This window comes from Pedobacter sp. GW822-FHT03F06 (assembly GCF_058801365.1).
Window position 1 is genome coordinate 128,152 of the sequence record NZ_JBXANE010000014.1, and the last position, 14,788, is coordinate 142,939.

Sequence of the window (14,788 nt, forward strand, 5' to 3'; positions counted from 1 at the left end):
ACCTGAAGGCTCAGCGAAGCTAAATCTATCTAGATAGATCTCTCCATTCCGCTATGCTACAGTCGAGATGACGCATTTTTCGGTCATTGCCTTTGGTCTTTCAGCTTTAGTCTTTCTCCTTTATTAAAGCAGGTACTTTTTCAAATTACAGTCTTTCAATTCCCTGATTCCTTCTACAACAGATGCGGCGTTAACTTTTGCGCCTTCTAAATTTGTGTGGGTATGGTCGCCCGGGAAATACAGTTTTACTTTATCCGGACCAAGCGCATCATATTTATCAGCCGTTATTTTATTCAGGTCTACAAAATAGGCATTTTCTTCTTTGGCTACATCAGCGGCCCATTTCCCAAAATCGTTATTGGCTCGAACCACTTTACCATCTTTAAAAACATTCCTTGGGATCATCGAAAGTACAATCGGTGTAGCGCCTTTTGCTTTGGTTTCACGAACAAATTTGCGGATATACCAGCCGTAAGTATGTACAGTTTCTACCTTTCCATCGGGCCAGGTTAATACTTTGGTTTCTTCGCCAGTTCCTTTTAACACACCTCTTCTTCCTGCTTTTGTGGTATCAGGAACACTTCCATCGTTGTGACCGAATTGCATGGTAACAAAATCACCCGGTTTTAATGTTTCCAAAACTTTGTCCCATCGGCCTTCTGATAAAAAAGTGCGTGTACTTCTTCCGGCCATGGCATTATTCTCTACATGGATTTTTGTCGTATCAAATAAGGACGCAATCGGTGTTCCCCAGCCCCAGGTTTCTTTGTTTGAGTTGCGGACTGTAGAATCGCCAATGGTATGAAGAGCGGGTTTATGCTGCGCAATAAAGGCGAAAGATGAAATGATGATGATCATTCCCGCCAGGATAAAGTTATATTTTTTCATTCTTGTTTGGTTAAAATCTGTTTATGGTACTCAATTAGTTTAATGTTTGGCTTTGGTGGTTTATTCATATCGTCGCCCATATAAAAACTGGTATGTGGGGGCTGATTATAGCCCACATTTTGCCAGGCAATACTCAAACGGTATTGCGGATCGTGCATGAAGGTATAAAAACGGTGCGTTGTTGGAATGGTAGTGGTAAATATCCTCAATTCGCTGGCGTCGGCGGTGCGATAAATCACTTCTTCGCGCCAATCGCCTAAAATATCAGCCGATAAAGCCGGGGTTGATTTAGTGCCATTGTTTGATAAACAGTTATACATCCTTGCATTGAGCAACCTAACCGTTTTGGTATTTTCGTAATCCCATTTATCGATAGCCGTAGCATTTAGAATTTCACTCTGGCAATCCCCATCCCAAAAAATACCAAAGTTAACACTCGGGGTAATCGACGAAATTTTGTTTCCCTTAGCATCGAACATTCCGGTTATGCCTGCACCTGCAACCCAGCATTCTGAACCTCTATACCTTGGATCGATATTTAAAGCTAGTCCCCTACCAGGTCCTTCGCCATCTTCGCCGGCTTTTACAGATGCTTTCTTCCATAATATTTCTCCGGTTCTGGCATCCCTGAAGCTTGCTCCGGCATCAGAAAATTTTTCCTGAATATCAAAAACCTCCAATCCTGGTCGGTCCGGATCCAGATCGCCAACATGTAATGCATCTCCGTGCCCTAAACCAGTGGTGTACAAGCCCTTTCCATTATCATCAATGGTCATGGCACCATAAATAATTTCATCTTTGCCGTCATTATCTACATCTGTAATGCTTAAATTATGGTTTCCCTGCCCGCTATAGCCCTTATTTCCGGGTTCGCCACTGTCAAAAGCCCACCTTTTGTGCAGGTTTTTACCTTTAAAATCCCAAGCGGTAATAAAAGTTCGGGTATAGTAGCCCCTGCTCATAATTAAACTGGGATGTTTTCCATCGAGATAAGCTATTGCAGCCAAAAAACGGTCCATTCGGTTTCCATATCCATCACCCCAGATTTTTTTTAATTCTTCGGTTGAGGGTTCGAGATTTGGCGAACGTGGGGGATTAAACTGCGTGGTGGTAATTTCTGCTCCGGTTAAGCCATCAAAAACAGTTAAAAACTCCGGCCCTGCTAAAATGTATCCATTTTTGTTCCGCCAATCTTTAGTGGTATCGCCTATAAACTTCCCTCTTCCGTCCATAGTGCCATCAGCTGTTTTACAGGCAACTTCTGCTCTGCCATCTCCATCTAAATCGTACACCATAAATTGGGTATAATGCGCGCCCTCACGGATATTCTTTCCTAAATTAATGCGCCATAAAAACGTACCATCTAATTTATACGCCTCCAGTAAGGGATCTGTTGTGATACCCGCCTGCGAGTTATCTTTTCCTATGCCCACCTGGTGTAAAACAATTTCATATTCCCCGTCGCCATCTAAATCTCCGACCGAAATATCGTTTGGGGTATAACCTGCCTGTGTTTTTAAGGGAATAGATAAATAAGGTTTTGCCTCCGTATTTTGATGCAAGGTGAAAGCAGCACTTTCTGTGTTTTCTTTCCCATTGATAATGGGTTTTACAAACCATTGATTTTCAACAGTAAAATCTATCTTTTTATCTGTAAAAATTGTTGCTCCGGTTATTGGTGTTTTATTCAGTTTTACAGGATCTGAATGGTTTGTTTTCCTGTAGAGATTAAAAGCAATGTCATCGGGATCGGTACCTAAAACCCGCCAGCTGACAAAAACACTATCGCCAGGCATGTGTACGGCCACAACACCTCTGCCGAGCGTTTCCATTTCACGTTGAGCGAAAAGCTGAGTAGTACAGAATAAGCTAATAATGAAGCAGGATGCTATAATGGTTTTAATCATAAAGGCTTATAATTCTAATTAAAATATAGGGTTGATTCATAGCTTATCTAATTGGTTATTGAACTTTATAGACTGTTTTGGCCGATACAGCTACTCCTTTATCAGTAATTCCATCGGCTTTGATCAAAATATCGGCTTTGTTATCGCCATTGAAATAAGTAATAGTTGCTTCGCCGTTTTCGTTGGTTTTTACAGCTGGGGACCAAAAAATAGTGGTTCGTAAATCTTTATTTGGTGTTGCCGGACTGCTATAATTTGGTGAATAGAAAGTCCTTGCAGCATAATAACCATTTAAATTGAGGTTTAGCAAGTCTAAATTTGGTCCACGCAAGGCCTCATCTTTCAAATTTAGGCTAATCAGGTACACATCTTTTCCAGTACTATTTAATAAATGCTGAATTCGAACCTGGTTAATCTGATCCATAGTTAAACTGTAGTAATCTAAGCGTTCGGTAAAGAGCTCCTCTCGGTTATTTACCTTAATAACAGGCCTAACTTTTTTTCCGTTGGCAAGAAAAGTGACTCCTTCGTTGCCCAAACTATCGTTTTCTTCTGCCGGATAACTTCCTTTGGCTTTTGTTAACAGGAAATGTTCCAATCCCTTGTAAGAATAATCGGCTGCCGTAATGTTGAAAACTTCCTCGGGATACCCGAATGAGGTAAGTACATCCTGAAACAGCATCACCTTGTTATTTTGAGCGGCTTTAATCTCAATATCGTTTAAACTGATCGAATCGCCAAACTTGTAAGTACGGTTATAATCCATGCGTTTACCGATTTCTACGTTCAGGGTATTCGAAATTCCAGATGAAATCGTTTTTAATGGCGCTAAATTTAAAGGTTTAATCAGCGTATCAATCTGCAGCCAGCCACCTTTTTTCCCTTTATCATCTTTTGATGAAATTTTCACCGCTTGATTGCCATACCAGCTGAGCCCATCCAGAAAATATCGTCCGCTCTGATCGGTTTTCGTCGTAAAGATTTTATTGCCTGTAAAATTGGTGCCAAACAGGGTAATGTTCATATTCGGAATGGGCTTATCGGCCAGTTTCTCTCTTACCAATCCTTTAATTGTGATGCCAGGCTCAGGCAGATAACTTATTTTAATAGCCGAATCGGCCAGTTTTCGCCAGATATAATCTCTCCAGCCCTGGGTAAGCAACAATAAGTCGAGCTGTTTTAAACGAGATGGATTTTTAGCATCAAAATATTGTGCAGCGTTTTTAATATCTCCCTTAACCTCCGATTGCAGCATCAGATACGAAACAATATCATTTCCATCATCCGGAATAAGTCCATCAACAGCAGCTAAGGAAAATGCCGTTTTAGCTGGCTGACCAAGAAAATTGGTTGCTTTTACCTTAATAAACACTTTCTCTCTTGGCTTATAAGCTGTTTTGTTTGGGGTTATCGAGAAATTGACCTTATTTTCGTCTTGTATAAAAATAAGCCGTTCACAATGAGGTCTGTTCTGGTCATCTAGCAGCGTTATGCTTGCAATACCATTAGGAAAACCTTTTGTTGGGATAGATACCGATACCGTAGCTTTAGTTAATTTGATCGATCCGGAATAAATATTATCGCTGGCATGTTTAATTACAAGCGAAATGCTTTTATCCTTCAACTCGCCGAACATTAACGCGTTGGCACTAATACTTGCTTTGATATTTAAAGAATCGGCAGTAATATGTAATGAGAGGCCTTTTTTAAGGCTTAAGGGCATTTCAGACGAAAATTTTTCTTTGCCATAAAAGCCCTCAACCTTATATTTCTCATCCGCTTTGGGCGTAAAAGCAAAAATGCCCATGCCCGCATCGGTACTTTGAAAAGTAGTTACGGTATCGCCTTTCGACGAAATTATACTACCTGTAGCTTTAATCCCGTTCCCAGCATCATCATTGGTTTTAAAGGCCACAATACTGGTTAATCCTTCAACCAGCGAGCCGCCCTCCGGAAAAAATGCAATCGATTTTTTCGAATTGGAAACATCTGTTTTTTTGACCGGATTACGCGTAAAATAAGAAGCGTTTTCGACAATATTATTGCTAATGTGGATCCGTTTCTGGAAAACAAAATCATCACCAAAGTTTCGCATCCAATTGGTGTAAGCCCTAATGCCGTACCAACCAGAAGGAATAGAATCTTTCAGCTTAAAATCTCCCTTTCCCAGTCCACCATCCAACCTGATCATTTTCCGGTCTAAAACTTCCGATTTTGGCGAAAGCAGCTCCACATATAAATTATTGCTGGTAGCGGTTAAACTGCTGCTTTTTCCATTTACCAAATAGGCGCTAAACCAAACATCTTCTCCAGTGCTGTAATAACTGCGGTCTACCTGTAGGTACGATTTCTCAAAAAAGAGTTTAACCGATTGTTTATCTGCAGCTTTTTGTTGCGCCGAACCACAGAGGGTTGCTGCACTTAAAAAGCCAAGCAAAGTATATTTTTTAAGATTCATAGTCCTTTTATCAAGCATGTGAACCAGCTATTTTGCACATAGAAGCCCTGCTGATTAAAATAGTCAATATTTGAATACTGAAGAAAAGAAGGCTCATCATGTGTTATTGGTTAGTGGATCATACGGCCACTGGGTAGCAGCCATTAAATGATTCATGTCGAATGTAAATAGTATATCTTTAAGGTGCATCCTGTAGTATCCTGCTTTTTGATGATGACAATATGTTATAAGAAAGATTTTAAAGGTTTCGGCAAAATAAATTTTAAACATCAAGTAAAAAGTTACTTTACTAAACCCTTTTACTACCTCCATCACTATTTCTGTTGCTTAGATCATTTTCCCTAATGCTAAGATTGTAGAATTTATCGACAAAATCAGCAATGAAGAAAAAAATAAATGTTCAAATGACGTTTATTATTTTAAATATTTTACTTTTACCATTAGATCTTCCAAATATTAAACCGTATGAAATTAAATTACCCTGTAAAAAGTGTGTTTTCGGCATGCATAGCGTATGCTGCAATTGGAATTGGATATATCCCAGAAATGCAGGCGCAAACTGCAAAAGTAATCAAAGTTAAAACAGACCATTCTATTGCCAAGGTGCAGCCGAATATGTGGGGTGTTTTTTTTGAGGATATTAACTTTGGTGCTGATGGCGGCATTTACGCCGAACTGATCAAAAACCGCTCTTTTGAATTTGCAAAACCGCTGATGGGCTGGACCATCCAGCGAAAAAGACCACAGGAAGGTGAAATTTTGGTGGTAAACCGCAAGGAAGTAAACACTGCCAATCCAAGATACCTACAGGTAAAAAAACAAACTGACGATTTCGAACTCCTAAACGAGGGCTTTAAAGGTATCGGCGTAAAAAAAGGGCTTCGCTACGATTTTTCGATCATGTACCGTCAATCAAAGCCTGGGGTTAAACTCGTACTATTATTAAAAGATGCGAACAATAAAATTATCGGACAGGGAAGTTTAACACCGGACCAAACGGGTGGCGACTGGAAAAAACAATCAGCAAGTTTTACCGCTACTGAAACCGATCCGAAAGCTAAGTTCTCAATCTTATTTCAAGGAAATGGAAACATTGATCTGGATATGATTTCGCTGTTCCCTGGCGATACCTGGAAAAACCGTCCGCAAGGATTAAGGGCAGATATGGTGCAATTATTAGCCGATATGAAACCAGGTTTTATCCGTTTCCCAGGCGGCTGCATTGTGGAAGGAACCGATCTTGCCAATCGTTATCAATGGAAAAAAACCATTGGCCCGATCGAAAACAGGCAATTGATTATGAACCGCTGGAATACTGAATTTGCCCACCGCCCGGCACCAGATTATTACCAGAGTTTTGGTCTGGGGTTTTTCGAATATTTCCAACTGGCAGAAGATATAGGTTCGGATGCATTACCGATATTAAATTGCGGTATGGCCTGTCAGTTTAATTCAGCTGAAGTAGCGGCTCTTGACGAACTCGATCCTTATGTACAGGATGCTTTGGACCTGATCGAATTTGCCAATGGCGATGTAAGTACCAAGTGGGGGAAAATGAGGGCTGATCTTGGTCATCCAAAACCTTTTAACCTAAAAATGATGGGTGTTGGAAACGAAAACTGGGGGCCACAATATCTGGAAAGAGTAGCCATTTTCACTAAAGCCATAAAAGCTAAATATCCCGATTTTAAACTGATCAACAGCTCAGGTACCGATCCTGAAGGTGATCGTTTTAACTTACTAAATACCACTTTAAGAAATAACAACGCCGATTTTATAGACGAGCATTATTACCGCCCTGCCGATTGGTTTTTAAAAAATGCTGGGCGTTACGATAATTACCCAAGAAACGGAAGCAAGATTTTTGTTGGTGAATACGCCGTTCATGCGGATAAAAATTTTGTTGGCAGCAACAGAAACAACTGGCAAAGTGCGTTGGCGTCTGCTTCGTTAATGACAGGCTTGGAACGCAATGCCGATGTGGTACAAATGGCTTCATACGCGCCACTTTTTGCCCATATTGATGCCTGGCAATGGGCACCCGATATGATCTGGGTAGATAATTTAAAATCGTACGGAACACCTGATTATTATGTACAGAAACAGTTTTCTACCAATAAAGGAACCGATGTAGTTTCGATTACGCTTGATGAGAAGAACATTATCGGCCAGGATGGGCTTTACGCTTCTGCGGTAACCGATCAGCACAAAAAAGAACTGATCATTAAAATTGCCAACAACTCCGATCAGGCACAAAACATCGATTTCGACCTGGAAGGAAAAATGAAACTAAAAAGCAAGGCCACTAACGAAGAAATAGCAAACAGTAACCTAAATCAACTCAACTCTTTCGAAAATCCCGAAGCGGTTAGCCCCCAAAAAAACGCCATCAACCTAAAAGGTAAAAAACTCAACATCACTTTAAAACCTTATTCTTTTAACGTTATAAAAATTCCATTTAACCAATAGATTTAACGAGATCATGATGAAAAAACTTATCTTATCTGCTGCTGTATTCTGCAGTTCTATTTTAGTGCATGCACAAAGCGAGACCCAGCTAACCATTAAAGCTGCTGGTGATCAGATGGTGAGCAAACACATTTACGGTCATTTTTCCGAACATTTGGGCCGCTGCATTTATGATGGTTTTTGGGTGGATGAAAATTCGACTATTCCCAATAAAGGAAGAATCCGTTTAGATATTGTAGATGCTTTAAAGAAGATAAAAGTTCCTAACCTGCGCTGGCCAGGCGGCTGTTTTGCCGATGAATACCATTGGAGAGATGGCATAGGGCCGAGAAATCAACGTCCGAAAATGGTAAATACCAACTGGGGCGGCGTAACTGAAGACAATAGTTTTGGTACACACGAATTTCTAGACCTCTGTCAGATGCTCGATTGCGAACCTTACATTGCAGGTAATGTGGGCAGCGGAACCGTTGAAGAAATGGCCAAATGGGTAGAATACTTAAATTTTGATGGTGTAAGTCCGATGACGGCTATCCGCAGCCAAAATGGTAGAGAAAAACCATGGAAAGTTTCTTTCTGGGGTGTGGGTAACGAAAGCTGGGGTTGCGGAGGAAACATGACGCCTGCTTATTATTCCGATTTATACCGCAGGTATGCCACTTATGCACGTAATTATCCGGGCGCTCCACTAAAAAGAATTGCCAGCGGTGCAAATTCCGACGATTACAACTGGACAGAAACCTGCATGAAAAACATCGGCAACCAGATGTGGGGATTAACTTTACACTATTACACCATCCCAACCGGAAACTGGGGCAAAAAAGGATCAGCTACCAAATTTGATGAGGCACAATACTTTTCGACCATGAAAAACTGTTTAAAAATGGAAGAACTGGTAACCAAACACTCCGCAATAATGGATAAATATGATCCTAAAAAGAAAGTGGCCTTAGTGGTCGACGAATGGGGAATCTGGACGGATGTAGAACCTGGAACAAACCCTGGTTTCCTGTATCAACAGAACAGTTTACGCGATGCATTAATTGCTGGCACCACTTTGAATATCTTTAATAACCACTCCGATCGTGTTAAAGTAGCTAACCTAGCACAAACAATTAATGTGTTACAGGCCTTAATTTTAACCGAAAAGGATAAAATGATCTTAACCCCTACTTATCATGTTTTTGATCTGTACAAAGTGCATCAGGATGCCAAATATCTACCGATTGCCTTTACCAGTCCTGATTATACTGTAGGCGATCAAAAAATTCCGGCTTTAAATGTTTCTGCCTCTCAGGATGCAAGCGGCGCTATTCATATTTCGTTGGTAAACTTAGATCCAAACAAGAAAATTGCCTTAAGTACCGTTTTAGATGGTTTAAAATGGAGCTCCGTTACCGGACAGATTTTAACCTCAGCCAAACTTACTGATGTAAATACATTTAGCGATTCTAACAAAGTACACAATGCAAAATTTACAGGCGCAAAAAAATCAGGAAATTCGCTTAAAGTTGAGTTGCCTGCGCAATCGGTTGTGGTACTCGAATTAAAATAAAATGATGAAAAAACGCATATATCTTTTTATAATCTTACTATCGGCTTTTTTTAATGCCCAGGCACAGTCGAAAAAGGAGGTTTATCTCTTTGCATATTTTAAAGGTAACGGGGAAGACGGGTTGCACCTGGCCTATAGTAACGATGCATACAAATGGACCGCGCTTAAAAATGACCAATCATTCCTAACACCTAAGGTAAGCAAAGATAAATTGATGAGAGATCCTTGTATTATCCGAGGGGCTGATGGCTTATTTCACATGGTTTGGACAGTAAGCTGGAAAGATAAAGGTATTGGTTATGCCAGTTCGAAAGACCTGATTAACTGGAGCGAGCAGCAGTTTTTACCGGTAATGGCTAAAGAAGATGGTGCAAGAAATACCTGGGCACCTGAAATCACTTATGATAGCCGCACCAAAACTTATATGATTTATTGGGCTACAACGGTTACAGGCAAGTTTAATGAAACGGCCTCAACTGAAGAAAGCGGTTACAATCACAGAATGTATTACGTTACCACCAAAGATTTCAAAACCTATTCGGAAACCAAACTGCTTTACGACCCAGGTTTTAATGTAATTGATGCTACTATTGTAAAAAACGGGAAACAGTTTATTATGTTTTTAAAAGACGAGACCCGCGAGCCTGCTCAAAAGAATATCAAAATAGCATATGCCGATCAATTAATTGGTCCTTACAGCAAGGCGGGAAATCCAATTACAGGAAATTATTGGGCCGAAGGACCAACAACCTTAAAAATTGGCAATAACTGGATGGTGTATTTTGATAAATACCGCGACCATAAATATGGCGCAATCCAATCTGCAGATTTAAAAAACTGGACCGATGTTTCTGATAAAATCTCCTTACCAAAAGGTTTAAGGCACGGAACCATATTAACAATTAAGAAAAAAGAACTGGAAACCTTATTAAAGCAATAAAACATGCTAAAGAAGTATAAAACTTTCTCAAACAAGATCCTGAAACAAGTTCAGGAGGACGATCGCATTGGATAATCCACCCGTGATCTGTGTCCGCACAGACTACTTTGTTAAATCACATCAATTTACCTGCCACGCGTCATGCTGAACTTGTTTCAGCACCCCATCAAACTTGGTATAAAACTCCATAATAGATCCTGAAACAAGTTCAGGAGGACGGTCGCCTTTAATTCATCGTCATTTCGACCGCAGTGGAGAAATCTATCTTGATAAATCCCCTCCACACGTCATGCTGAACTCGTTTCAGCACCCCATCAAACTTGGTATAAAACTCCATCATAGATCCTAAAACAATTTCAGGAGGACGATCGCCTTTAATTCATCGTCATTTCGACCACAGTGGAGAAATCTACTTTGATAAATCTCCTCCACGCGTCATGCTGGGCTCGTTTCAGCATCTTTACATCTACACATATCCACTTCAAAAACCTTCCTCATAGATCCTAAAACAAGTTCAGGAGGACAGTCGGTCTGAATAATGCTAGTGGTCTGTGTCCCCACAGACCACGGAATAAGGCGAAATGACGCCAGCTATCTATCTCACCAACCTCACCTCATATATATTTGCAATAGCTGATCCCTGATCGGCAACAAATTTCAGTTCTAAATCTGCTTTTAATAGTTCTTTGGGGATTTGGTATTCCTGTGTATAAAAAATATCACCTTTGCTTCCATCCAGCTTTACATTTTCAGTTACAACGCCATTAATCAAAATAGAAAAGTTTTTATTCTTTTCTTTTCCGTAAAAAGTTAAGCTCAGCTTATTTGCCGATAAATCTTTGTTTTTAAGCACATAACTAAACCATGCTTTTCCATTTCTAAAATGCCTTTCCTGATACGTTCCGTTATCAGTTTGCTCACCCTTAAAATTGTGGTCTGATTCTGGCTGCTGTTCTCCAGTGTTGATCAGATCGACGGTACGCTGTTCCGTTTTCATTTTTTCTTCTTCTGCCAACTTAATCGCCTTTGCACGTTCCGGCAATGCTTCTGCGCTGCTGTAAGGGAAATAAACCACATACCGCTTTTCGGCCAGGGTGTAAAAAGGAACCAATTTTAAAGATTTGTATTTTGGCTGATAGATCGCATTTTGAGCACTGAAGGTTAAACTGTTTTTATCAGTCAAAGTAATTTCATTTGCTAAGGTATTTTTAGCGCCTGTAACGAGTGGTGCATCGCTAATCGGGAATAATGGCCCTGAAGCAATATGCCCCATCCTACTGCCATCGGCTAATAAATTAGGTTGATTTAATGTATCCATCGCCGCAGCGAGCACAACCGGGCCACGAAGAAAGGCCACCCAATCAGAACCATCGGGCATAAACTCAGTGGTGGTGTGCATGGGCAAGGAAATGTTAAGTACATCACCGGTAGCCCAAACACGATCGATACTGGCATAACCATTTGTTTCGCTTTTGAATGTTACTTTTTTCCCGTTGACGAGCACAGTCATTTTTCCATTTTCTACCCAAGCCGGCTGACGAAGATGTAGGGCAAAACGTTGCTTGTTCTTTAACTGAAGTTTGATCGTTGTATTTTCTGCATCAGGAAAAAGCGTTTGTTGTGTAAGCTGAATACCTTTTTCCTTCCAGTTTAAGGTAGAGGGAATGAAAAGATTTACATACACATCATTCTTGCCATGAGCATAAATCAACTCTCCATACTTACCATGGTTTTCCAATCCGGAGCCTACACAGCACCAAAAACTCTCCTGCGGGCTCGAATAAGTACGGTAATGCCCCGGCCGCATCGGCGTAAAATATACAAAACCACCTCCTGGTCTTTGAGAAGAAAGGATATGATTGTAAAGCGTACGTTCGTAATAATCGAGATATGTGTTAGAAGGCGCGGCCAAAAATAGCTGTTTGGTAAGCTTCAACATATTGTAGGAATTGCAGGTTTCTGGCCCTTCCCGCGATTCAGTCATCGAAGAAAAGTTATTGGCCGGATGAAAGTGCTCTCTAACACTATTTCCACCTATGGCCACCGTTCTATGTTCTACTACTGTTTTCCAAAAGAAAGCAGCCGCATTCGCCCAGGAAGGGTCTTTATCCAGCAAGGCGATCTGCTCAAAACCGATTACCTTAGGAATCTGTGTATTTGCGTGCAGACCATTAAGGGCATCCGTATTTTTTAGCAATGGATTTAGTATAGATTGATCCGAAAAGCGTTTCGCTAGTTGAAGATACTTTTGATTACCCGTTATCGCATAAACATGGGCGAAAGTTTCATTTAATCCACCATGTTCGCTTTTTAGAAGTTCTTGTACTTGCTGATCAGATAAATTCGAAACCAGATCTATACACCAATCGGTGAGTTTTAGGAGCATTTCCTTTGCTTTTGCATTACCCGCAACCGCATAAGCATCGTAAAGCCCAGCATAAATTTTGTGGATATTGTACAAAGGAACCCACTTTCCATTCAGCGAAAAACTCGACGACCTGATGTTGCCAGCTTTGATCTCCTTCCAGATTTCTTTCCCACCTGGAATGCCTGCCAAATAGCCATCACCATTTTTTACCTGGCATTTATCCAGTTCGGCAATCATGTATTCCATTCGGTCTTTAACCTTGGCATCACCAGTTGAGGCATACATTAAAGCCAGAGCGGATAAATAATGTCCGCCGATATGCCCGTCTAAACCTGTGTTTTCCCAGTTTCCGTAAGATACTGCTTTAGGTTTTAATCCTGCCTCCTTTAAATAAGGAGCCAAAAGCCTGTCCGCATCTAGCGAAAGCATGTATTTTTTATCGGTTTCCTGTGCCTGCTTAAACGGCCCTTCGAGCAAACGGACTTCCGATAAATTGAATGGTTGCAAGCTGCTTTGCGCAAAGGCAGCACTACAGGATATTATTAGCAGGAAAGCAGTGATTATCTTTTTCATTTATAACTTATTCTAATTCCCATCTGGTTTAACTACACTACTTTTGGGGCTCTCTGGCCAGTGCCAATCTGCAGGATTATCTGGTTTTGCCGGATCAAATTTTGGCAGATCATCAACCAGGTATTTCGCAATGCTTAATTTCTGTTCTTTAATCCCTAAGATAACACATTGTGCAATTTCATAAGCCCCATAAGGATTAAAGTGTGTGTTATCGGCCAGTGCCTTATCCTGGCCAGGATAACTGTTAGCAGGATAATGAACAAATGCTTTTTTTGATGGCTCCTCGCCCAAAGCATTAAACAAAGTCGATGTCATGGCATTCAGATCAATTAAAGCAACCTTCTCTTCGGCAGCTACTTTACGTGCAGCATCCGGAAAGTCGCCAAGAGTGTTTACGATTTTTCCATCCGGGCCAAAAGACCTTCTACTGGTTGAGGTAACCACAACAGGGATTCCTCCTTTTTTCTTTACTTCCGAAATGAATGTTTTTAACCTTTCGGTATACGATTTATAAGCACCATCATTGGGTCCTTTATCTTTTTGATCATTGTGTCCAAATTCAATAAAAAGGTAATCGCCAGGTTTCATTATACTTAAAACCTTCGTTAATCTTTTGCTCCCTAAAAATGAGCCCAATGTTAAGCCCGATTCTGCATGATTGGCAATGGCAACACCAGGTTTAAAAAAACGGGGAATCATCTGCCCCCACGATGCCCATGGTTCATCGTCCTGGTTCACCACGGTCGAATTTCCAGCCAGGAAAACAGTAACCTGATCTTCAACCTTCGTAATTTCGAGTGCCTGTAGTGCGGTTTGATGGTCGAATTCCAAAGTCAGTTTATCATCCCAATCGAGTTTGGTGAGTTCGCGCGGCTTCAGCGAAACCAATTGCCCATCAGCAATATGTTTATCTTTAACATTTACAATAAAAGTTTTGGTTAACGATTGTCCTGTGGTGGTTTTTACATCTTCCAGCATTAACCTTCTCGATTCAGCTTTTACTGTGCTTAATGCGGGGCCTTTCTGATCGCCAAGTGTAACTGTTATTTTGTAATTCCCTTCAGGAACGGCTACCGAAAAATAAAAAGGATTATCACTTTTTACCAGATCTGATGTTAAAAAATTCCCGCCATAATCTACCCCCTCAACTTTCGAATCAAAATCGAAACCATAACCCTTTTCTTTACTATAAACATCAGTTGGCAAAACTGGTGTATAACCTTTAGCAACCTTTCCGGTACCAAAATCAAATTTGTAATTGTTTTTTTCCTGGGCCTGGGATAGATTGACAATTAAACCAAGAAAAATGAATGGTTTAATAAACTTTTGAATGCTCATATGCTTAAGGTTTGGAAGAGCTGTTTGATGAATAAATCAATCATGATCGCTTTCCTATAAAATCTGGTTAAATAAACGTCTACCCGACATTTATAAACGAATATAAAAACAATTCTCAATTAAAATGAAAATGAATAGCGTTTTTAAAATTTAAGCATTTTTTTAATAAAAGTGTGCTGTCTACAAACACAAAAAATAACAAACATTTAATTACTGATACTAATTAATACTACAAAGATAAACAATTCAAAACGCAACATAAATTTCTTCAATTTTTAATTAAAAATTTACA

Annotated in this window: 8 protein-coding genes; 3 read left to right on the forward strand and 5 right to left on the reverse strand. The window is 40.2% G+C overall.

The window, feature by feature from the left end:
• Nucleotides 1–123: 123 nt before the first annotated feature.
• Genes AC1RJ8_RS21590 through AC1RJ8_RS21600 form a run of 3 tightly spaced genes read right to left on the reverse strand, consistent with a single transcriptional unit; the run spans nucleotide 124 to nucleotide 5,253 of the window.
• A complete protein-coding gene (locus AC1RJ8_RS21590) occupies nucleotides 124–888 on the reverse strand; it encodes a rhamnogalacturonan acetylesterase (RefSeq protein WP_492955607.1) in 765 nt (254 codons plus the stop codon).
• On the reverse strand, nucleotides 885–2,795 hold the full coding sequence (locus tag AC1RJ8_RS21595) for a rhamnogalacturonan lyase (RefSeq protein WP_492955608.1): 1,911 nt from the start codon (nucleotides 2,793–2,795) through the stop codon (nucleotides 885–887). The genes AC1RJ8_RS21590 and AC1RJ8_RS21595 overlap by 4 nt, the downstream gene beginning before the upstream one ends.
• A 55-nt stretch (nucleotides 2,796–2,850) precedes the next feature.
• Nucleotides 2,851–5,253, reverse strand: a complete 2,403-nt coding sequence (locus AC1RJ8_RS21600) for a carboxypeptidase-like regulatory domain-containing protein (RefSeq protein ID WP_492955609.1) — start codon at nucleotides 5,251–5,253, stop codon at nucleotides 2,851–2,853.
• A 465-nt stretch (nucleotides 5,254–5,718) separates the two neighbouring features.
• Here AC1RJ8_RS21600 and AC1RJ8_RS21605 point away from each other — a divergent pair, with 465 nt between their 5' ends.
• From AC1RJ8_RS21605 to AC1RJ8_RS21615, 3 genes are read left to right on the forward strand one after another with little or no spacing between them, the layout of a single operon-like run.
• Nucleotides 5,719–7,722, forward strand: a complete 2,004-nt coding sequence (locus AC1RJ8_RS21605) for an alpha-L-arabinofuranosidase family protein (protein ID WP_492955610.1) — start codon at nucleotides 5,719–5,721, stop codon at nucleotides 7,720–7,722.
• A 13-nt stretch (nucleotides 7,723–7,735) separates the two neighbouring features.
• A complete protein-coding gene (locus tag AC1RJ8_RS21610; protein ID WP_492955611.1) occupies nucleotides 7,736–9,277 on the forward strand; it encodes an alpha-N-arabinofuranosidase in 1,542 nt (513 codons plus the stop codon).
• A 4-nt stretch (nucleotides 9,278–9,281) separates the two neighbouring features.
• Complete coding sequence (locus AC1RJ8_RS21615) at nucleotides 9,282–10,217, forward strand: glycoside hydrolase family 43 protein (protein WP_492955612.1); 936 nt, start codon at nucleotides 9,282–9,284, stop codon at nucleotides 10,215–10,217.
• 595 nt (nucleotides 10,218–10,812) lie between these two features.
• On the opposite strand, the gene AC1RJ8_RS21620 is transcribed toward AC1RJ8_RS21615, so the two are convergent.
• Both AC1RJ8_RS21620 and AC1RJ8_RS21625 read right to left on the reverse strand, forming a co-directional pair.
• A complete protein-coding gene (locus AC1RJ8_RS21620; protein ID WP_492955613.1) occupies nucleotides 10,813–13,158 on the reverse strand; it encodes a beta-L-arabinofuranosidase domain-containing protein in 2,346 nt (781 codons plus the stop codon).
• Between the two features lie 12 nt (nucleotides 13,159–13,170).
• Nucleotides 13,171–14,496 carry a rhamnogalacturonan acetylesterase gene (locus AC1RJ8_RS21625; RefSeq protein ID WP_492955614.1) on the reverse strand — a complete coding sequence of 442 codons (1,326 nt, stop codon included), beginning with the start codon at nucleotides 14,494–14,496 and terminating at the stop codon, nucleotides 13,171–13,173.
• Nucleotides 14,497–14,788 lie beyond the last annotated feature (292 nt).

Excerpts from the sequence above, each read along its gene's own strand:
- AC1RJ8_RS21625 (WP_492955614.1), bottom strand. The coding sequence starts at position 14,496 with ATGAGCATTCAAAAGTTTATTAAACCATTCATTTTTCTTGGTTTAATT.
- AC1RJ8_RS21590 (WP_492955607.1), bottom strand. The coding sequence starts at position 888 with ATGAAAAAATATAACTTTATCCTGGCGGGAATGATCATCATCATTTCA.
- AC1RJ8_RS21605 (WP_492955610.1), top strand. The coding sequence starts at position 5,719 with ATGAAATTAAATTACCCTGTAAAAAGTGTGTTTTCGGCATGCATAGCG.
- AC1RJ8_RS21615 (WP_492955612.1), top strand. The coding sequence starts at position 9,282 with ATGAAAAAACGCATATATCTTTTTATAATCTTACTATCGGCTTTTTTT.
- AC1RJ8_RS21600 (WP_492955609.1), bottom strand. The coding sequence starts at position 5,253 with ATGAATCTTAAAAAATATACTTTGCTTGGCTTTTTAAGTGCAGCAACC.
- AC1RJ8_RS21595 (WP_492955608.1), bottom strand. The coding sequence starts at position 2,795 with ATGATTAAAACCATTATAGCATCCTGCTTCATTATTAGCTTATTCTGT.
- AC1RJ8_RS21620 (WP_492955613.1), bottom strand. The coding sequence starts at position 13,158 with ATGAAAAAGATAATCACTGCTTTCCTGCTAATAATATCCTGTAGTGCT.
- AC1RJ8_RS21610 (WP_492955611.1), top strand. The coding sequence starts at position 7,736 with ATGATGAAAAAACTTATCTTATCTGCTGCTGTATTCTGCAGTTCTATT.